Source organism: Pseudomonas sp. E102 (assembly GCF_052660185.1).
Map to the genome: position 1 here is coordinate 1387782 of NZ_CP084025.1, position 19877 is coordinate 1407658.

Annotated in this window: 22 protein-coding genes; 14 read left to right on the forward strand and 8 right to left on the reverse strand. The window is 60.9% G+C overall.

All coding sequences use genetic code 11. The features are described from left to right. Positions 1-33 precede the first annotated feature (33 nt). A complete protein-coding gene (gene gudD / locus DOCECA_RS06455) occupies positions 34-1377 on the reverse strand; it encodes a glucarate dehydratase (RefSeq protein WP_420764542.1) in 1344 nt (447 codons plus the stop codon). A 30-nt stretch (positions 1378-1407) separates the two neighbouring features. Beyond that, positions 1408-2754, reverse strand: a complete 1347-nt coding sequence (locus DOCECA_RS06460) for an MFS transporter (protein WP_445571623.1) — start codon at positions 2752-2754, stop codon at positions 1408-1410. Positions 2755-3092: 338 nt separating this feature from the next. On the opposite strand from DOCECA_RS06460, the gene DOCECA_RS06465 reads away from it, so the two are divergent. Beyond that, entirely contained in the window at positions 3093-3806 is a 714-nt protein-coding gene (locus DOCECA_RS06465) for a FadR/GntR family transcriptional regulator (RefSeq protein ID WP_420764540.1), read from the forward strand. Between the two features lie 248 nt (positions 3807-4054). Here the strand turns inward: DOCECA_RS06465 and DOCECA_RS06470 are convergent, their stop codons facing one another. From DOCECA_RS06470 to DOCECA_RS06480, 3 genes are read right to left on the reverse strand one after another with little or no spacing between them, the layout of a single operon-like run. Next, entirely contained in the window at positions 4055-5236 is a 1182-nt protein-coding gene (locus DOCECA_RS06470; RefSeq protein WP_420764539.1) for an acetyl-CoA C-acetyltransferase, read from the reverse strand. 11 nt (positions 5237-5247) lie between these two features. Next, positions 5248-5913 (reverse strand): CoA transferase subunit B, encoded by a 666-nt coding sequence (locus DOCECA_RS06475; protein ID WP_003180355.1) that lies wholly within the window; start codon positions 5911-5913, stop codon positions 5248-5250. A gap of 35 nt (positions 5914-5948) precedes the next feature. Next, positions 5949-6647, reverse strand: coding sequence for a CoA transferase subunit A (locus DOCECA_RS06480; RefSeq protein WP_420764538.1), 699 nt, complete (start codon positions 6645-6647; stop codon positions 5949-5951). A 168-nt stretch (positions 6648-6815) separates the two neighbouring features. Here DOCECA_RS06480 and DOCECA_RS06485 point away from each other — a divergent pair, with 168 nt between their 5' ends. After that, positions 6816-7727 carry a LysR family transcriptional regulator gene (locus DOCECA_RS06485; protein WP_420764537.1) on the forward strand — a complete coding sequence of 304 codons (912 nt, stop codon included), beginning with the start codon at positions 6816-6818 and terminating at the stop codon, positions 7725-7727. Here the strand turns inward: DOCECA_RS06485 and DOCECA_RS06490 are convergent. Further along, positions 7707-8534, reverse strand: a complete 828-nt coding sequence (locus tag DOCECA_RS06490) for an NAD-dependent protein deacetylase (RefSeq protein ID WP_420764536.1) — start codon at positions 8532-8534, stop codon at positions 7707-7709. The two genes, DOCECA_RS06485 and DOCECA_RS06490, sit on opposite strands and share 21 nt — an antisense overlap. 178 nt (positions 8535-8712) lie before the next feature. Between DOCECA_RS06490 and DOCECA_RS06495 the strand changes: the two genes are divergently transcribed. The 11 genes from DOCECA_RS06495 to DOCECA_RS06545 all read left to right on the forward strand — a co-directional run bounded on the left by DOCECA_RS06495 (position 8713) and on the right by DOCECA_RS06545 (position 17685). Further along, entirely contained in the window at positions 8713-9222 is a 510-nt protein-coding gene (locus DOCECA_RS06495; RefSeq protein WP_434563466.1) for a ferritin-like domain-containing protein, read from the forward strand. Positions 9223-9300: 78 nt separating this feature from the next. Continuing rightward, a complete protein-coding gene (locus tag DOCECA_RS06500) occupies positions 9301-9570 on the forward strand; it encodes a hypothetical protein (RefSeq protein ID WP_420764534.1) in 270 nt (89 codons plus the stop codon). Positions 9571-9594: 24 nt separating this feature from the next. Then, positions 9595-9843 carry a metallothionein gene (locus DOCECA_RS06505; RefSeq protein WP_420764533.1) on the forward strand — a complete coding sequence of 83 codons (249 nt, stop codon included), beginning with the start codon at positions 9595-9597 and terminating at the stop codon, positions 9841-9843. A gap of 512 nt (positions 9844-10355) precedes the next feature. Then, positions 10356-10733 carry a general stress protein gene (locus DOCECA_RS06510; protein WP_445572150.1) on the forward strand — a complete coding sequence of 126 codons (378 nt, stop codon included), beginning with the start codon at positions 10356-10358 and terminating at the stop codon, positions 10731-10733. A gap of 266 nt (positions 10734-10999) precedes the next feature. Continuing rightward, positions 11000-11881 carry a manganese catalase family protein gene (locus DOCECA_RS06515; protein WP_420764532.1) on the forward strand — a complete coding sequence of 294 codons (882 nt, stop codon included), beginning with the start codon at positions 11000-11002 and terminating at the stop codon, positions 11879-11881. 107 nt (positions 11882-11988) lie between these two features. Beyond that, on the forward strand, positions 11989-12918 hold the full coding sequence (locus DOCECA_RS06520; protein WP_420764531.1) for a ZIP family metal transporter: 930 nt from the start codon (positions 11989-11991) through the stop codon (positions 12916-12918). A gap of 247 nt (positions 12919-13165) precedes the next feature. Beyond that, complete coding sequence (locus DOCECA_RS06525; protein WP_445571624.1) at positions 13166-13819, forward strand: hypothetical protein; 654 nt, start codon at positions 13166-13168, stop codon at positions 13817-13819. Further along, positions 13819-14250 carry a phage holin family protein gene (locus DOCECA_RS06530; RefSeq protein ID WP_420764529.1) on the forward strand — a complete coding sequence of 144 codons (432 nt, stop codon included), beginning with the start codon at positions 13819-13821 and terminating at the stop codon, positions 14248-14250. Before DOCECA_RS06525 ends, DOCECA_RS06530 begins: the two co-directional genes overlap by 1 nt. Beyond that, on the forward strand, positions 14247-15056 hold the full coding sequence (locus DOCECA_RS06535) for a DUF3618 domain-containing protein (RefSeq protein WP_420764528.1): 810 nt from the start codon (positions 14247-14249) through the stop codon (positions 15054-15056). Before DOCECA_RS06530 ends, DOCECA_RS06535 begins: the two co-directional genes overlap by 4 nt. A 115-nt stretch (positions 15057-15171) precedes the next feature. After that, complete coding sequence (locus DOCECA_RS06540) at positions 15172-16578, forward strand: saccharopine dehydrogenase C-terminal domain-containing protein (RefSeq protein ID WP_445571625.1); 1407 nt, start codon at positions 15172-15174, stop codon at positions 16576-16578. An 84-nt stretch (positions 16579-16662) separates the two neighbouring features. Continuing rightward, complete coding sequence (locus tag DOCECA_RS06545) at positions 16663-17685, forward strand: hypothetical protein (RefSeq protein WP_445571626.1); 1023 nt, start codon at positions 16663-16665, stop codon at positions 17683-17685. 14 nt (positions 17686-17699) lie between these two features. Here the strand turns inward: DOCECA_RS06545 and DOCECA_RS06550 are convergent, their stop codons facing one another. Beyond that, positions 17700-17894, reverse strand: a complete 195-nt coding sequence (locus DOCECA_RS06550) for a hypothetical protein (protein ID WP_420764526.1) — start codon at positions 17892-17894, stop codon at positions 17700-17702. A gap of 321 nt (positions 17895-18215) precedes the next feature. On the opposite strand from DOCECA_RS06550, the gene glsB reads away from it, so the two are divergent. Then, on the forward strand, positions 18216-19124 hold the full coding sequence (gene glsB, locus DOCECA_RS06555) for a glutaminase B (protein WP_420764525.1): 909 nt from the start codon (positions 18216-18218) through the stop codon (positions 19122-19124). 200 nt (positions 19125-19324) lie between these two features. Here the strand turns inward: glsB and DOCECA_RS06560 are convergent, their stop codons facing one another. Next, on the reverse strand, positions 19325-19654 hold the full coding sequence (locus DOCECA_RS06560) for a hypothetical protein (RefSeq protein WP_434563474.1): 330 nt from the start codon (positions 19652-19654) through the stop codon (positions 19325-19327). Positions 19655-19877: the final 223 nt, after the last annotated feature.

A 19877-nucleotide genomic window follows, 5' to 3' on the forward strand; every position in this document is an offset into this window, starting at 1 on the left:
CATTGCGGTGCCGAGCTAAAAGTTCTTAGCGTCTCAGCGAACCAGGCACGGCTGCTTGTTGTTGAACGTCCAGCCCGGGATCAGGTACTGCATCGCCACCGAATCGTCCCGCGCCCCAAGCCCCATGCCTTTGTACAGCTCGTGAGCCTTGGCCAGCTGGTCCATGTCCAGTTCGATCCCCAGCCCAGGTTTTTTCGGCACCTGCACGCAACCCCCCTTGATCTGCAAAGGCGCCTTGGTCAGGCGTTGGCCGTCCTGCCAGATCCAGTGGGTGTCGATGGCAGTGATGTCGCCCGGTGCGGCGGCTGCTACGTGGGTGAACATCGCCAGGGAAATATCGAAGTGGTTATTGGAATGGGAGCCCCAGGTCAGGCCCCACTCATTGCACATCTGCGCGACCCGTACGGAACCCTGCATGGTCCAGAAGTGCGGGTCGGCGAGGGGGATGTCCACCGATTGCAAGGTAATGGCGTGGCCCATCTCGCGCCAGTCGGTGGCAATCATGTTGGTGGCGGTCTTGAGACCGGTGGCCCGACGGAACTCGGCCATCACCTCGCGGCCCGAATAGCCATTCTCCGCTCCGCAAGGGTCCTCGGCGTACGCCAGCACCTTGTGCTGATCACGGCACAAGCGGATCGCTTCCTTGAGTGACCAGGCGCCGTTCGGGTCCAAGGTGATGCGCGCCTGGGGAAAACGCTCGGCCAATGCGGTCACAGCTTCGATTTCCTCGTCGCCCTTGAGCACGCCGCCCTTGAGTTTGAAGTCCTGGAAACCATAGTGCGCATGGGCCGCTTCGGCCAGGCGCACCACCGCTTCGGCATCGAGGGCTTTCTCGTGACGCACGCGGAACCAGTCGTTATCGGCGTCTGGTTCGCTGCGGTAGGGCAGGTCGGTCTGTTGCCGATCACCGACATAGAACAGATAGCCAAGCATCTTCACTTCGTCGCGCTGCTGGCCTTCGCCGAGGAGGGCCGCGACCGGGACATCCAGATGCTGGCCGAGCAGATCCAGCAATGCGGCTTCCAGGCCAGTGACGGCGTGGATGGTGATGCGCAAGTCGAACGTTTGCAGGCCACGGCCACCGGCGTCGCGGTCGGCAAAGGCCTGGCGCACGCTGTTGAGGATTTTCTGGTAGGTGCCGATGGGGCTGCCGACTACCAGCGAGCGCGCATCTTCCAACGTCTGGCGAATGCGTTCGCCACCGGGCACCTCGCCCACGCCGGTGTGCCCGGCATTGTCCTTGAGGATGACGATGTTGCGGGTGAAGAACGGGCCATGGGCGCCGCTGAGGTTCAGTAGCATGCCGTCGTGGCCGGCCACGGGCACGACCTGCATGCTGGTGATGATCGGGGCTTTGCTGGTGTCTGGCGTAGTCATCGTGTACGTATCCTTGAATTATTGTTGTGGTCAGGCGTGGCTGGTAACCGGGTCGGTAGAGGTCGTGGCGGATTTCTGCTTGGGTGTGTTGCGTGCGGCGAATACGATGATCGCGGCAATGATCGACGTGGCGGCGAGGCCATACAGACCGCCCTGGATCGAGCCGGTGTGCTGTTCCAGCAGGCCGAAGGTGGTCGGCGCGACGAAGCCGCCGAGGTTGCCCACCGAATTGATCAACGCGATCACGCCGGCGGCAATGCGTGCGTCCAGGTAGGCCTGGGGAATCGGCCAGAACAGCGAAGACGCCGATTTGAAACCCAGGGCCGCGAAGCAGATCGCGACGAAGGCGAAGATGGGCCCGCCGGTGGTGGACATGAACATCCCCGCCGCGGCGATCAGCAGGGCCGCAGCGACCCAGGCCTGTTGGAACTTCCATTTGGCCGACAGCGAGGCGAAGGCGTACATGCCGACAATCGACAGCAACCAGGGAATCGAATTGAACAGCCCGACCTGAACGTCGCTGAGCTCGCCCATCTTCTTGATGATGCTCGGCAGCCAGAAGGTGGCGGCATAGATCGTCAATTGAATGAAGAAATAAATCACGCAGAACAGAATGATCTGGCGATCCTTGAGCAGTTGCCCGATGGACAGCTTGATCGGCGTCGCGGCTTCACGGGCTGCCTGTTCATCATCGATGGCCTTGACCAGCGCGTCCTGTTCAGCACGGTCCAGCCACTTGGCGTCGTGGGGCTTGGAGTCGAGCCAGAACCAGACGAAGAAGCACAGGCCGACGGAAAACATCCCTTCGATAAAATACATCCACTGCCAACCGTGCATGCCCAGGCCGTTGATCTGCAGGAGCAATCCTGACAATGGGCCGGAAATCAGCGAAGCGATCGCCGAGCCGCTGAGGAAGATCGCGATGGCTTTGCCGCGTTCGACCCCGGGCAACCAACGGGTGAAGTAATAAATCACGCCAGGGAAGAAGCCAGCCTCGGCCACGCCCAGCAGGAAACGAAGGATGTAGAAGTGGGTTTCGTTCTGAATGAAGGCCATGCCTGCCGCCACCAGGCCCCAGGTAAGCATGATGCGCGTCAGCCAGATCCGGGCGCCGATGCGTTGCAACAAGATGTTGGAAGGGACTTCGAACAGCGCGTAGCCGATGAAAAACAGGCCGGCGCCAAAACCGTAGGCGGCTGCACCGATGCCCAGGTCGTGCTCCATATGAGAGCGGACGAAGCCGATATTCACCCGGTCGATGTAGTTGACGATGAACATGATGACGAACAGCGGCAAGATGTGGCGCTTGACCTTGGATATAGCCGATTGCAGCGCCGGATCCGCGCCGGCATTCGCCCTGAGGCTGGAGGTATTCACTGATTTTTCTCCCACTCTTTATTTTTATGCGGGGCATCGTGCGGGTGCCGATGTTGATAGACATCATACAAGTGGGTTTTTTTGTCTGACAAGCAGTTTTTGAGCACGATTGGATTGGGTGGGAAGGGTTTTTATGCCGTATTTGTGGGTTTGTAAGCCACTAAAGGCGCTTCTACCCTATCTGAACAGTTTTGAAACGGGTGTCGAATACATCCCCCTTTATGCGGTTTTAAAGGGCTATCCTGCCTGTTGTCATACAAGTAAAAGCCTCGCCGATGCACAAATCCACCCCTGCCAGTGATAGGATCGACACGCCTGTCTTCAAGGAACCCTGGCACATGCAGCAAGACATTGAAGCGCCCCTGCGCAAGCGCGCCCACAACCTGGCCCATGACTTGGTGGCGAAGTTGAGCCAGAGCATTTTGCTTGGGCAGTTGAAGCCGGGGCAGAAGTTGCCGTCCGAGGGCGCCATCGTGCAAGAGCATGGCGTCAGCCGCACGGTGGTGCGCGAGGCGATTTCCAAGTTGCAGGCCTCGGGGCTGGTGGAGACACGCCACGGCATAGGCACTTTCGTGCTGGAACAAACGGGGGAGCAAGGGCTGAGGCTCAACGTCGATACCGCGGCGGGCGTTCGGGGAATCCTGGAATTGCGCTTGGGGCTTGAGACCCAGGCCGCGGCTTTGGCTGCCCAGCGTCGCAGCGAACGGCAATTGCAGCAGATGCGCGAGGCCTTGGATGACTATCAGCGATTGCTCAGCAGCAATGACAGCTGCGTCGAGGCTGACCGGCGTTTCCACCTGTTGATCGCCGAAGCCACGGACAACACCTGTTTTGTCGAAATCATGCAGCACTTGGGCAGTGCGATGATTCCCCGTACGCGGGTGAACATGGCCGAACGTGGTCAGGCGGACCTGGGCAGGCTTGCGCAATTTGCCAACCTGGAGCACGAAGCGATTTACAACGCCATCAAGCGCCAGGACCCCGACGCCGCCCGCGCGGCCATGTGGCTGCACCTGACCAACAGTCGTGACCGGTTGGGTGCGGGGGGCTGACGGATCATCGTCACGTGACCCACCGCCATCGCGAGCAAGCTCGCTCCCACAGGGGATTTGGGGTGAACAGTGCGTCTGCGGATACCAAAGCACCCTTGTGGGAACGAGCTTGCTCGCGATGGGGCCAGATTGGACAACCCAAACTCAAGGCATAAAAAAACCGGCGCAACCAAGGTCGCGCCGGCGGTGGTGCCGGTGACTGCGCGAATGTCGTGGGTCCGCGCGGCCACCGTTGTGCCTGTTGTCGGTTACGCCCGTTCCAGCGCGAGGGCAACGCCTTGGCCGCCGCCGATGCAGAGTGTCGCGAGGCCTTTCTTGGCGTCGCGCTTGATCATTTCATGCAGCAGCGTCACCAGCACTCGGCAGCCCGAAGCCCCGATTGGATGGCCCAATGCGATGGCGCCGCCGTTGACGTTGACCTTGTCCATGTCCCATTCCAGCTCCTTTGCGACGGCCAAGGACTGGGCGGCGAAGGCTTCGTTGGCCTCGATCAGGTCCAGTTGGTCAAGCGACCAACCGGCCTTGTCCAGGCAACGGCGAGTGGCCGAGACCGGGCCAATGCCCATGATCGCCGGGTCGACGCCGGCGTTGGCGTAGGCACTGATCTTTGCCAGCACCGGCAAACCCAGCGCCTTGGCTTTTTCTGCGCTCATCAGGATCACGGCGGCGGCGCCATCGTTCAGCGAGGACGCATTGCCCGCCGTGACGCTGCCGTCTTTCTTGAACGCCGGCTTGAGCTTGCCCAGGGATTCGGCGGTGGTGCCGGCGCGCGGTTGTTCGTCGACGGCAAAGGCCACCGGATCGCCCTTGCGCTGGGGAATCAGAATCGGCGTGATCTCATCGGCGAAGCGGCCGCCTTCGATGGCGGCGACGGCTTTCTGCTGGGACGCGGCGGCGAAGGCATCTTGCGCCTCGCGGCTGATGCTGTACTTGTCCACCAGGTTCTCGGCGGTGATGCCCATGTGGTAATCGTTGAACGCGTCCCACAAACCGTCGGTGATCATGCTGTCGATCATTTTCGCGTGGCCCATGCGCAAGCCGGTGCGGGCGGCTGGTAACACATAGGGGGCCAGGCTCATGTTTTCCATGCCGCCAGCGATGATCACGTCTGCATCGCCACAGCGAATCGCCTGGGCGCCCAGGTGCAGCGCTTTGAGGCCTGAGCCGCAAACCTTGTTCAAGGTCAGCGCCGGCACGGCGTGGGGCAGGCCGGCGAGGATCGACGCCTGGCGCGCCGGGTTCTGCCCGGAGCCTGCGGTCAGCACTTGGCCGAGGATCACTTCATCGACCTGTTCGCCAGCCAGACCGGTCTGTTCCAGCAGCCGACGAATCACTGCGGCACCGAGTTCCGGCGCGGGAATGGAAGCGAGCGAACCCTGGAAACTACCGATGGCGGTACGGGTAGCGGCGACAATCACGACTTCTTGCATCGAATCTCTCCTCACTGGGCAGCGAACTGCATTTCAGGGACGTGGTCCGGCACGATCAGTTTGCCGGCGGTCTTGGCGACGATTTCCTCGACGCTGACGCCCGGGGCGCGTTCCTTGAGAATAAAGGCGCCGTCCTGGATTTCCAGGTAGGCCAGGTCGGTGAGCACGCGCTTGATGCAACCGGCGCCGGTCAGCGGCAGGCTGCAGCGAGGCAGCAATTTCGACTCACCGTCCTTGGACGCGTGGGTCATGGTGACGATGATGTTCTCGGCACCGGCCACCAGGTCCATTGCGCCGCCCATGCCCTTGACCAGCTTGCCGGGGATCATCCATGAGGCGATATTGCCTTCGACGTCCACCTCGAACGCGCCGAGCACGGTCAGGTCGATGTGGCCGCCGCGAATCATCGCGAACGATTCGGCGGACGAAAAGATCGACGCGCCGATGCGCGCGGTGACGGTTTGTTTTCCGGCGTTGATCATGTCAGCGTCGACTTCTGCTTCGGTGGGAAACGCGCCCATGCCGAGCAGGCCATTCTCCGATTGCAACATGACTTCCATGCCTTCGGGGATGTAGTTGGCGACCAGGGTCGGGATGCCGATACCGAGGTTTACGTAATAGCCGTCTTGCATTTCGCGGGCGACGCGCTGAGCCATTTGTTCGCGGGAAAGTGCCATGGTGTCATTCCTTCATTCGGGCCGGGGGCAGGGGATCACTTACGCACGGTGCGCTGTTCGATGCGCTTTTCAAACGTGCCGCAGATGACCCGGTCGACGTAGATGCCGGGGGTATGGATCTGTGCCGGGTCCAGCTCGCCGGGCTCGACGATTTCTTCGACTTCCACCACGGTGATCTTGCCCGCCGTGGCGGCCAGGGGATTGAAGTTCTGAGCGGTGTGGCGATAGATCACATTGCCGAAATGGTCGGCTTTCCAACCTTTGACGATGGCGAAGTCGCCAGTGATGGATTCTTCCATCAGGTACTGGCGACCGTGGAACTCGCGTACTTCCTTACCTTCGGCCACGGGGGTGCCGACGCCGGTGGCGGTGAAGAACGCCGGGATGCCTGCGCCGCCCGCACGCATTTTTTCGGCGAGGGTGCCTTGGGGGGTGAGCACGACTTCGATTTCGCCGCTCAGCAATTGCTGTTCGAACAGGGCGTTTTCGCCCACGTAGGAAGCCACCACCTTGCGAATCTGCCGGTCCACCAGCAGGACGCCGAGGCCGAAACCGTCAACGCCGCAGTTGTTGGAAACCACGGTAAGGTCGCGGGTGCCCTTGCGCTTGATCTCGGCGATCAGGTTCTCTGGAATGCCGCATAGACCGAAGCCGCCGGCGATGACGGTCATGCCGTCCTTCAAGCCGTCCAGCGCCTCTTCGTAAGAGCTCACGCGTTTGTCGAAACCTGCCATAGACACCTCTTTTATTCTTGAATGGGGTCGCAATGGAATGCAGTGTTGCGCCAAGTCATATATTTGTTAAGTTGATTTTTACGTTGCATTGATTGATAAAACTCAATAATAGCTGGCATAAGCTTGCAGCTCGAAACTGACCACTCGCCGCTGGGAGCGTTAGCGACTATGACCCTCAAGCAAATCCGCGCTTTCCTTGCCGTCGCCCAAAGCCTGAGCTTCGCCGTGGCTTGCGAGCGGTTGCACCTCTCTCAATCGGCCCTGAGCCTGACGATCAAGGCGCTGGAAGAGGGCCTCGGTGGCCGTCTGTTCAGTCGCAATACGCGTAACGTCGCGTTGACCCCCGAAGGCGAATCACTGCTGCCACTGGCCCGCCGGCTGGTGGCCGATTGGGATAACGCCGAAGACGAAATGCGCCAGCGTTTCACCTTGCAGCGTGGCCGTGTGACCTTGGCCGCGATGCCATCCTTCGCCGGCAACCTGCTGCCGCCGATCCTCAAGACCTTCCGCGCGCGGTTCCCAAATGTCAATGTCACGGTCAACGACGTGATCAATGAACAGGTGCTGGAAATGGTCCGCGATCGCCACGTGGAGCTGGGGGTGGCGTTCGAGCCGATGCAGGGTTCGTCGCTGGTGTTCACGCCGTTGTACCTGGACCGTTTCGTCGCGGTGGTGCCGCTGGATTCGCCATTGGCCCAGCGCGACGAACTCCAGTGGGAGACTCTACTGGAACAGCCGTTCATCACCTTGCAACGGCCCTCTACCGTGCGGGTGATGCTGGAGGAGCATCTGCAATCCCGAGGCATGAAACTGCCCGTGGAATTCGAGAGCCACCAACTGGCGACGGTCGGGCGGATGGTTGCCAGCGGCCTGGGCGTGAGCGCCGTGCCGGCCCTGTGCGTCGGCCAGATGCACGAGCTGGGCGCCCGCTGCATCACCCTTGGCGAGCCGGTCATAGAACGAGCAATCGGCGTCCTGACCAAGCCGGGCTACGAGCTGTCGGCGGCGGCCCAGGCATTGTTCGATACGTTCAAGGATCAGGACCTGTGGGAGCGAGCTTCAGGTCAGCAGCGGCAATAGCTGCTCACACGGCATTTCAACCTTCAAATCCAGCAACTCATCGGCCCGGGTCTTGCCCCGGTTGATCGCCAGCAGCGGCTTGCCCTGGTCCTTGATTGCCCGGCACAGGCGAAACGCCGAATAGGCCATCAATGACGACCCCACCACCAACAATCCATCCGCTTGTTCAACGGCTTCCATGGCGCGAGCGGCGGTGGGCGCGGCGACGTTTTCACCGAAAAAAACCACATCCGGTTTCAGGCGTTCACCCGCGCAATGGGGGCAACGCGGAACCTGGAAGCGTGCCTCGAACGCCGGGTCCAGCAGCGTGTCGCCATCGGGCGCCTGCACTGCGTCGACACCGGTCAGGTAGGGATTCTCGGTTTCCATCAAGGCCTGGATGTGCTGCCGCTCGCTGCGCTGGCCGCAATCGAGGCACAGCACTCGATGCAAGCTGCCGTGCAGCTCGATGACCTGGCGGCTTCCGGCCCGGTCGTGCAGGGCGTCGACATTCTGTGTGATCAGCGCGCTGATGCGCTCCGCCGCCTGCAACGCTGCAAGGGCCTCGTGGGCCAGGTTCGGGCGCGCTTGGCGCAGGCGTGGCCAGCCCAGCATGGCCCGCGCCCAGTAGCGTCTTCGCGCCTCGGGTTTGGCGAGAAACTCCTGGTACATCATCGGTTGCCGGCCCCGACGAACGCCGTCGCTGTCACGGTAGTCGGGGATGCCGGAAGGGGTGCTGATTCCCGCGCCCGTCAGCACCAGGAAACGGCGCCCGGACAGGTATTCCTGTAGTTGTTCGATGGGTTCACGGTGAAGATCGTCGGGCATTGCTGTGCTCCGCTGGCCTTGAATCGTAGAGGTTAGCATCGGGTCCGCGGTACGCCTTTCGTCGCCCTCCGATGCTGTTTCTTCAAACTTTCCCGGCGCGGCGGACATCCACCCTATGTGCGGTATTTCAGAGCTTTCGCACTGCAGTGCGCCAATGACACTCAATAAGGAGAACGCAATGGCAACCCCTAAAGAGAACCTGCTGGATTGGCTCAACGATGCTCACGCCATGGAACAGCAAGCGGAGAAAATGCTCAAGGCCCAGGCCGAGCGCCTGGAACATTATCCGGTGCTCAAGGCCCGAATCGAACAGCACATCGAAGAGACGCTCGGGCAGCAGAAGTTGGTCGAAGGGTGCATCCAACGCCTGGGCGGCAGCCCCTCGATGCTCAAGGACATGGCCGGCAAGCTGATGGCGTTCGGTCAGGCCATGGGCGGCATGGCGATGAGTGACGAAGTGGTCAAGGGTGCCATGAGTGGCTACGTTTTCGAAAACCTCGAGATTGCTTCCTACACGGTGCTGATCGAAGCGGCGAAAGTGGCCGGCGACGTGGAAACCCAAAGGGCTTGCGAGCAGATCCTGCCCCAGGAAATCGCGATGGCCGATTGGCTGCGCGACCATTTGCCGGAAATCACCCAGGCATTCCTGGAGCGTTCGGCCAACCCGCATACCGAAGCCAAGCGCTGAGGTTGGAGCTTGCATGAAAGGCGCGGCCGGTTGCTCCGGCCACGTCCCAACCTGCCGTCAAAACGATAGAGGACAGGTATGAAGCAGACCACCGGAGAGGTAAGAGCCATCAATCGACAAAGCGCCAGGGTCGGCGTCTACGTGGCGCAAGAGGATGGCCACACGGTGCTCGAACTGGGCCCCGCCAACGACGTTGACATCGGCGACATCATTGAATGGGACAGCGGCACGGCCGTGGGCACCCAGACTTATCGCAACCTGACCAAAGGTTGGGTTGATGAAGTGTATGTCGCCAAGCATGGCGTTGCGGCAGCGAACCTTGAGGTGCAGTTGCTGGTGGGATCCTGATAGCGCGAATGCAGGAGGAGGAGCATGAGTGAATTGAAATGTGGCTGCCCCGGCTGTCACTGCGACGTCGATCCCGAGCGGGTGTTCAATCACGACGGCGAGGCTTATTGCAGCCAGGCCTGCGCGGAACAACACCCCAACGGCGAGCCGTGCCCGGCGCAGGATTGCCATTGCGAACGCAGTGGCAAAGTTGGCGAACGGGACATTACCAACGATCAACTGGATGAAGCGCTGGAAGAGACGTTCCCGGCCAGCGACCCGATCTCGCCCTGAATAACGCTTTATCCGGGTATCGGCGACAGGGTACCCGGACACCGCAAGCCGGTCAGTGCGGTGGTGCAAGACAACACCGGCAGCCCGCGAGTTTTGGCTTCCTGGAACGGCGCGAGGCCAGGGTGACGAGACCGGTGCAATGGGGTGCCGGCGCCACTCGGCCCTTGGCGGACAGCGTGGAAAGACACGCACTGTATTTAGATGTTCAGCGTAAAGCCATTGTGAGAGCGAACCTGTTCGCGAAGCAGTTCAAAGTTCGATATTCATATCGACTGAGACATTGCATCTGCGAGCAGGGTGGCTCCCATAAAGTTGAGCATCTTGATGGCGTTAATTGGTCGCCGCTTGGGTGATAGCGAATTTCAATTCATTCCAAGCGCAGCGGTATATAAATAAAGCATTGACCGTTCGTCGCCGTTTGAAGCACTTTCTTCAAACCTTGGATGCGGCATGTTTTCCGAATAAGTACGAGCCAACGGGGTTCGCAAATAGCAACTAACGAGGTGAATGAAATGGCAAATACAGGTAATAACAACCCTGGCAATTTCGCTAACGATCGTGAAAAGGCATCGGAAGCCGGCAAGAAAGGCGGCCAAGCATCGGGTGGCAACTTCGCCAACGATCCGGAACGCGCAGCCGAGGCCGGTCGTAAGGGTGGCCACATGTCGGGTGGCAATTTTGCCAACGATCCGGAACGTGCCGCAGAGGCGGGCCGCAAAGGTGGACAAGCCTCGGGTGGCAATTTTGCCAATGACCCTGATCGGGCATCGGAAGCCGGCAAGAAAGGTGGCCAGGCGTCTGGTGGCAACTTTGCAAATGATCGGGAAAAAGCCTCCGAAGCTGGCAAGAAAGGCGGTGAAAACAGCCACGGTGGCGGTCGTAAATCGTAATGCCCCGTGGTCTACGGGCCTCATGTCGCTGGCATGAGGCCTGTACCAGCCGCTTATTAAAGTGTGTTTACAGTCGGGCATGTCATGCCCGGCTTCGCTTAATTGTTCATTATTCAAGGCGGGTTGGTTTTTGTTTAACCACAGTGACCGTTCGTCTTATGTCGTGAATAAAAAATAAATTTTATCTCTTTAACTTCTTCTGACTTTCATGGGCCTGTCGTCGGCAGGGTTTCCCATGAACTGTGTCCTGACCGAGGAGTTCAATCATGTTCATTCATAACAAACGATTGCAATATACCGTGCGCGTCGCCGAGCCCAATCCAGGACTCGCTAACCTGTTGCTCGAACAGTTTGGTGGCGCCCAAGGCGAACTGGCCGCAGCGTCCCGTTATTTCACCCAGGCCCTGTCCGAAGATGATCCAGGCCGCAAGGACCTGCTGATGGACATCGCCACCGAGGAGCTCAGCCACCTGGAGGTGATCGGCTCGATCATCGTGATGTTGAACAAGGGCGCCAAGGGCAAGATGGCCGAAGGTGTCGAACAAGAGGGCCAGCTGTATCGCGAGATCAACGGCGCCGGCAACGATTCCCACATCACCAGCGTGCTGTATGGCGCAGGCTCGCCGCTGACCAACTCGGCCGGTGTGCCTTGGACCGCGGCCTACATCGACACCATCGGTGAGCCCACGGCGGACATGCGTTCGAACATCGCCGCCGAAGCCCGGGCGAAAATCGTTTACGAGCGGCTGATGAATGTCACTGATGACCCGGGTGTAAAAGAAGCCCTGGGCTTCCTGATGACCCGTGAAATCGCCCACCAGCTGTCCTTCGAAAAAGCCCTCCATTCCATCCAGCCCAACTTCCCACAAGGGAAATTGCCTGGCATGCCGGAGTTCACCAATGTGTACTTCAATATGTCCCAGGGCGAACCCTCGGTGCGCGGTCCTTGGAATCAGGGCGACGATTGGGAATTCGTCGAGAACCCAACGCCAGCGGTCGATGGCGGAGATGGCATGGCCACTGTGCAGTTGAGTGAGAAAGACGAAGCTCTGCTGATGGACATGAAGGCGCGGACGATGTCCAACCCTGAAAGCGATCCTACGACAGGCGCCGACTTGGGTTCGGGGATGCAAGGTGACAAACTGTAATAAACCGGCGAGGGGGCTTGGGCCCTCTCGCCTGAACATATCGCCCGCCCGTCCCGCCATCATGGGGGACGGGCGGGCTTCGCGCGGCTAATCGACAAGGACATTAGATGGACCAGCCCACCTCCCGGATTCGATCGCCCTGGCGTACCTGGCTTGATCCTGTGCAAAACAATCTGCTGCTGGGGGTGACCTTCTGGCTTGGATTGGCGCTGGTCGCGGTGCTGTTGCTGTATAGCGGCTATAACGCGCTGGTGGGGGCCGACCGCCAGAACCTGGGCTATGCGGCGCTGGGCGGAACCTCCGGCTTCGCCGCCACCGCCCTGGGGGCGCTGATGGCGGTGGTGCTGCGCGATATTTCATCGCGCACCCAGGACATCATGTTGGGTTTCGCGGCCGGCATGATGCTCGCGGCGAGCTCCTTTTCGTTGATCCTGCCCGGCATTGAAGCGGCGCAAATCATATGTGGCAACCAATTGCTTGCCGCCCTTGTGGTCGTGATCGGCCTTGGGCTGGGGGTTTTGCTGATGGTCGGCCTTGACCGTTTCGTCCCCCATGAGCATGAGCTGAGTGGCCGGCGTGGTCCCGAGGCCAAGCGCATCAACCGGGTCTGGTTGTTTGTCCTGGCGATCACCTTGCACAACTTGCCTGAGGGCATGGCCATAGGCGTGAGCTTCGCCAACGGCGACCTCAAGGTCGGCTTGCCCTTGACCACCGCCATTGCGATCCAGGACATTCCCGAAGGCCTCGCCATCGCCATGGCGCTGCGGGTGACCGGGATCAGCACGTTGCGCGCCGCACTGATTGCGGTCGGCTCAGGGTTGATGGAGCCGCTGGGCGCGGTGATCGGCCTGGGCATGTCTTCTGGCGTGGCCGTGGCGTACCCCATAAGCCTGGGGCTGGCGGCGGGTGCGATGATCTTTGTGGTGTCCCATGAAGTGATTCCCGAAACCCACCGCAACGGCCACGAAACGCCAGCGACCCTCGGGCTGATGATGGGGTTCGCGGTCATGATGTTTCTGGATACCGCGCTGGGTTGAGGCTGGATAGGAGCGTCGGTTGGTCTGTTGGACCAGGGTTGGATCGGGCATTGGTGTACGCACCAATGCCCTTTTTTTTAACGAAACCCAACCCAACGGCGTCGGCGACCACACGGCGTGCAACCCTCAAACTCGTTGGAACTCGGCTCCCATGCGTCCCGTCACTTGTTCTGAGAGGCACTGATCCAGGCATCTGCCTAGGCAGTGCCTGATGTTGAGTTTTTCATCACGGAGGCGATGGACAGACATGACTATCCCGGACAACAACCCCGAGCGACAAAGCGGCACCGCAAGCCAGGGGCGAGCTGAAGAGTCCCTGAACCACATCAAGGATGACGTGAACGAAGCCATCGGCAGCGCCCGAGAGCAGGCCGATGCGCATTTTGGCCAGTACCGCGATACCGCGGCGGACCAGATCGATGCATTGGCGCGTAGCGCCAAGTCGGCCATGTCGGAACTCGAAGCCAACGACACGCTGGGCTTGTCGCATTACCTGGCGGACATGGCCGATAACATGAGCGGCCTGGCCAGCAAACTGCGCAACAAGAGCGCCGAGCAGCTGCTGCACGATGGCTCGCGGCTGGCGCGAGAGAACCCCGGCCTGTTCCTCGCTGGCAGTATTGCCGTGGGTTTCGGACTGTCGCGGTTCCTCAAGGCCGGCACCTCGCCGGTCGCCACCGAAGTCGACAACCCTGCCGCCGAACAGGCGGAGCCACCGACCGGAGGGTCCGGCACTCAGCCTTTCGACCCGATACCTGATCCTATCGGTCCGGGTGCCGCGACAAGCAGCAGCGGCCTTGCCACCGGCGTTACCCCGACTTCACCCAGCGTGCAGGACCATCCCAGTGATTCAGCCACCGGCTCGCTGCCGGGCTCGGCCACTACCAGAGGAGAATTGTGATGAATCGACCAGACCCGGATATCCAGCGTCCCGCAGGGGCCCCGGCGCCCGAAAGCGATGCCTCGGTCATGGGCCTGCTCCGGCAGTTGACCCACGAGGTGCCCTCACTGTTCACCAAGGAACTGGCCCTGGCCAAGGCGGAATTCCAGGCCAGCCTCAACACCTTGAAAGCCGGTATCGCCGGTGTGGCGGGCGGCGCAATGGTGCTGATGGCCGGCTTCATCATCTTGCTGATGGCCGTGGTGTATGGCCTGAGCACGATGATGGCGCCCTGGTTGGCCGCGCTGATTGTTGGCGTCGTGGTGATGATCATCGGTTTCGTCATGGTGCAGTCCGGCAAGAAGCAATTCGAACCGTCCCATTTCAAGCCTGACCGAACGCTCGACGCCTTGAACAAAGACCAGGAAGCCCTGCGGAGGAAAGCCTCATGAAGGATGAATTCAAAACAGAATCGGAAAAGAGCCCGGAGGCCATCGAGCGCGAGATCGACGAGCAGCGTGCCCATATCAGCCATATCGTCGATGCCCTGGGCAGCAAATTCACCCCGGGCCAGATGCTCGACCAAGCCTTGGGCCTGGTGAAGGGCAACGGCGCGGAGTTCTTCGGCAACCTGGGCACCACAGTACGCAACAACCCCGTGCCGACGGTACTGACCACGGTCGGATTGTGCTGGCTGATGCTCGGCCAGAACCACCCGCCTCGGGTTGGCTATCGCGTCGGACCCGACCAGGACACCGGCGGCTGGACCGAGGGGCTCGCCAGTGGCGTGGGCAGTGCCCGGAACCATCTGCACGACACCACCGACTCCTTGCGTGAGGGTTTCCACCATCTCAAGGACAAGGCCTCGCATCTGGCCGAAGGTTTGGGCTCCGGTGCCCGTCAAGCCCGGCGCAGCGCCCATGAAACGGGTGAGCGCATGACCCAGGGCTCCCACGACCTGGGCGATCAGTTCAGCCGCTTGCTCAAGGAGCAGCCGTTGATGATGGCGGCGGCGGGTATAGCCTTGGGCGCGATGTTGGGAGCGGCCTTGCCCAGTACCACCACCGAACAGCGAGTGATGGGCAAGACCAGTGCCGACCTGGCCGACAAAGCCAAGCAAAAGGCGCGCGAGGGGTATGAAACGGTGCGTGACACGGTAAGCAAGACCACCGAGCATCGTGATGAACCCGGCGTCGAGCCGGCCAACGGACGTGTGCATTCAGGCGCGGACCTGTCCGGTGGACTGGGGACTTCATAGGCGAACACAGGGCGCGGCGCGGGTCGAGCCGCGCCGCACCTGTCAACATTGACAGTAGCTTCGGTCGTCGTTCGGTTATTTCATGGGAAATACACCGTCTTCAAGGAAGCAGCACATGAAACATCAGGTCCCGTTCACCGGCCATCTGGTCTTCATCGGCTTCGGCTCCATCGCCCGGGCCACCTTGCCCTTGCTGCTGGGGCAGGAGCACATCGAGGTCCGGCAGATCACTGTTATCGCACCGGTCATCGAGCAGAACATCTGGTTCAAGGAGCGGGGCATCCATTTCGTCCGCGAAGCATTGACCGAGCCGGATTTCGCGCAAATCCTGGATCGCTTCGTCGAGCCGGGTGACTTCATCGTCAACCTGTCAGTGGAAGTCAGCTCCCTGGCAGTCATTGCGTATGCCTTCGACAAAGGCGCTTTTTACCTGGACACCTGCGTCGAGCCATGGGCGGGGGGCTACACCGATCCGCAGTTGGACCACGCGTTGCGCACCAATTACGCGTTGCGCTATCAAGCCCTGAACTTGCGCAAAAAACTGGGCAGGGGCCCGACGGCGATCATTGCCCACGGGGCCAACCCAGGCTTGATTACCCACCTGCTCAAGGCCGGCCTGGTGGAATTGGCCATGCAGCTGAACCATCCGCTGCCCGAGGATCGCCAGGGCGTCGATTGGGCCCGGTTATGCATGGAAACGGGCATCAAGGTCATTCATTTCGCCGAACGCGATACGCAACGGTCCCAGCGTCTCAAGGAAGACGATGAGTTCGTCAACACCTGGTCGGTCCACGGCTTTATCAGTGAGGGCACCCAGCCAGCGGAGCTGGGTTGGGGCAGCCATGAGCGTGTCTGGCCGCCATCCGCGCGGCGGCACCGTTTCGGTAGTCGGAACGCGATCTATCTGGAGCGACCGAGCGCCAGCGTGCTGGTAAAGACCTGGACGCCCCTGGGCGGCCCATGCCTGGGGATGCTGATCACCCACCATGAGACCGCTTCGACAGCCGACCTGCTGACCTTGAAGGATCAGCGCAAGTTGCTTTATCGACCCACCCTTCATTACGCCTACCATCCTTGCAACGATGCCTTGCTGTCGGTCCACGAACTGATCGGCCGAGGCTGGGAGGCACAAACCCGGCAGCGCATCCTCAACGGTGAAATCGACAGCGGCGGCATAGACGCCTTGGGCGTTTTGTTCATGGGACATGAGCTTAACGCCTACTGGTTCGGCTCGCTGTTGAGTATCGACGAAGCCCGCGCGCTGGTGCCGTTCAACAACGCCACCAGCCTGCAAGTAGCGGCGGGTGTGCTGTCGGGGGTTGTCTGGGCGGTCGAGCATCCGGACCGAGGCATCGTCGAGCCCGAACAGATGGATCACGAGCGCGTGCTGGAAATCGCCAGGCCTTACCTAGGCACACTGGCCGGGCAGCGCACTGACTGGACACCGAGTGGCGCCAGCCCCAATCCATCAACGGACGACCCAGCGCAGGACTGGCAGTTCGCGCATTTCACTCGGTTCTAACTGCTGCGACCCTCTCCACAGAAACCGACCCGATTCCAACGCCTATACTCAAATCCCTGGAACCCTTGGTGCCCGGGTGGCGCAATGGTGCTGCGTTCGCTGATGCTGGTCGTGATGCTCGTTCTGGCGGGGTGCGCCACGTCTCAGCGCGGCCAGCCGGTGGCCACGGTCGCGATTGCCCAGGACACGTGGCGACAGGTTGACCGACAAATCATCGTCGCGTCGAAAAGCGCCCTTGAACAGGCTCAGCTGTATGCGCGTGGCTCAATGGAGCATTGGCGGGTGCTGGTCTACGAGCGCACGGAGGCCGAGTTCATCCCCTGGTTCAGCAGTTACTGGACCCAGGAATGGCTGGCCCTGAAAGTCAGCTGGTATTCGGCCAGCGCCGATGGCGAGGCGGATTCGGCGGCCAAGCGGCTGTCGGTGTACTTGCAGGAACAATATCGCGAGCAGGTGTTGGAACCCGTGGCGGTGGAAATCGATCCCGAGGCAATCAGGGCCAACGCGACGGGTTATTACTTGCGCCTGCTCAATCAGCAGATCCAGGTGATCGCCCAGCGACATCGCATCCCACCCGAAGTGATGAACCGGCGTCTGCACAGCATCATGGCCATCAACCTGGGCCCGCCAGCGGCACGCAATGCGTCGTTGTACGAAATGGTCCACACCGAACCGCTCAATACACTGCCGGCCTACGCGGCGTTGATCGATCATGTCGACAAGGCGGCAGACACCGGTTCAGGTCCGTCGGACGCGGTGATCGCCACGGTGGCGCAACGCACCAGCGAAAAGATCGAGGCCCAATTCGCCACCCGAGGGGCGGCCGGTGCGGCGGCGGCCGTGGCCGGAAAGGCGGCCGGGGCGCTGATTTCAGTGGGCGTGGCGGGCATCCGAGCGATGATCCACGAGGGCGAACGGGAAGAAATGGAAGGGCAAATCCGCAAGAGTCTGAGCGCCGCGTTCGACGAAGCCTGGTTCAAATCTCTCAAGCATCCCCTCAGCGGGGTGATGGCTGCGGTGTATTACCTGGCCGGGGAAATCGATGGCAACCTGGTGGAAGCGGACCTTGCCGATCGGCCGGTGGAACTGCGCGCCATTGCTCCATGACCGGTGTCTGTTCCCTAGTCAGACCCCAGCGTGACGCGACAGCCCTTGCGATGGCGGATCTGTTCGTCCGTGGGACGCTCCTTGATAAATTCGAAGCGCGGCTCGCCTTCGCTGTAGATCACCAGCCAGCCCCATTCCAGTTCGTTTTCATCCTGCCCAGGCTGGGGCGGCGCGGCCCACCAGGGTTCTTTTTGCATGATCTGGCGCATCGTTTACCTCCTGCCGGTTGATCCTTGACTATAGACCGTTGGATCTTGCGACTAGCGCCCCCGCAACTTTTAGAAAGTCATGGCTGGACGCTGTTTTTGTGGCGAGGAAGCTTGCCCCCGCTGGGCCGCGCAGCGGCCCCTCATTCCATCACTCGGTCTGTCCGGTTGCGGCGACCAGCAATGGGGCTGTAGCACAGACCAGCGGGAGTAAGCTCCCTCGCCACGTTTTTTGGACCGAGCCAGTGTGCTCTGAACCTCCCCGTCGGCGTCTAGCGTCTGTATCCCCGCACTCGAATGGGGAATGATTGGACCCCTGCGCACATGCAAGCACTGTTGAACGAGATCCTCGATACGGTTCGTCCCCTGATCGGCCAGGGCAAGGTGGCCGACTACATCCCCGCCCTCGGCACCGTGGCGGCCAACCAGTTGGGCATTGCCGTGTACAGCAATGATGGCGAGATATATTGCGCGGGCGACGCCGAGACAGCGTTCTCGGTGCAGAGTATCTCCAAGGTATTCAGCCTGGTTCAGGCCATCGAGCATTCCGGGGAGGCCATCTGGGAACGCTTGGGCCATGAGCCCTCCGGCCAGCCCTTCAACTCCTTGGTGCAGCTGGAGTTCGAACGCGGCCGTCCGCGCAACCCGTTCATCAACGCCGGCGCGTTGGTAATCTGTGACATCAACCAGTCACGCTTCGCCGCTCCGGCGCTGTCGATGCGTGATTTTGTACGGCGGCTGTCGGGTAACCCCCAGATATTGGTCGACGGCAAGGTCGCCGAGTCGGAGTACCAGCACCGTGCCCGCAACGCGGCGATGGCCTACCTGATGCAATCGTTCGGCAACTTCCATAACGACGTGGAAGCGGTGCTGCGCAGTTATTTCAGCCACTGCGCGCTGCGAATGAACTGCATCGACCTGGCCCGGGCGTTCTGCTTCCTGGCCAACGACGGTTTCTGCAAGCACAGCGGCGAGCAGATTCTCAGCGCTCGCCAGACCCAGCAAGTCAATTCCATCATGGCCACCAGCGGCCTGTACGACGAGGCGGGCAATTTCGCCTACCGTGTCGGCCTGCCGGGCAAGAGCGGCGTCGGCGGCGGGATCGTCGCGGTGGTGCCAGGGCAGTTCACCGTGTGCGTCTGGTCGCCGGAGCTCAACGCGGCTGGCAACTCGCTGGCCGGCATGGCGGCGCTGGAATTGCTCAGCCAAAGGATTGGTTGGTCGGTGTTCTAAGGCTCTGTACGAAATGTATCCGCACTCACCCATACTGCGTTGAAACGGGGCTCGGAATGCTCATGTACTCCAGTACACTGCGCTTCCTCGCCCCGTTTCGCCTTGTCTGGCCTTCGCGCGAACACATTTCATACAGACCCTCGGGGCCAAAAAAAGGGCCCGCTCCTGAGTCAGGAGCGGGCCCTTTTTTATGTGTGATATCAGCAGAGGCGGTCGACGACCCGGACCTCGGCAGTGTCCTGCACCGATTGCCAGGTTTGGGTCAGCGTTTGCAGCACGCGGCCCATGAAGTCCTTGTCGGCTGCGGCCTTCTTGCCCACGTAGCCTTGGCCACGGCGGTACATCTTCAGCCGCGCGCACAAGTCTGCCTGGCTCTTCTCGAATTCGTCTTCCTGGGTGAAAGGCGAGAGGCAGTCCATATGGACCTGGCCGGTCTTGCTGATCCACAGGATATGGCTGTCCAGGCTGTCCTTGTGTGCTGCGAACATGCGAGCCAGTTCATCAATAGATGGTTGATTATTCAGATTCATGTGTAAGCCCCTTGACCATTTGGTTGATCTGTCTGGTGGTTCGCAAAACTTCGCTGTTCGGTAAGTGCCTGCCTGATACCGAAATCAGGCCGTCAGCATTCGTCCGCCGGACTTCTGCGGGGTCGTGCATCGGTTGTGTAGTGTTAATCGAAGGGCTGCTACGCAAATGCGCTACAACGAAGAGAAACAGCGAAGAATCTTCAGGCCAGTGTCGACTTTCGAG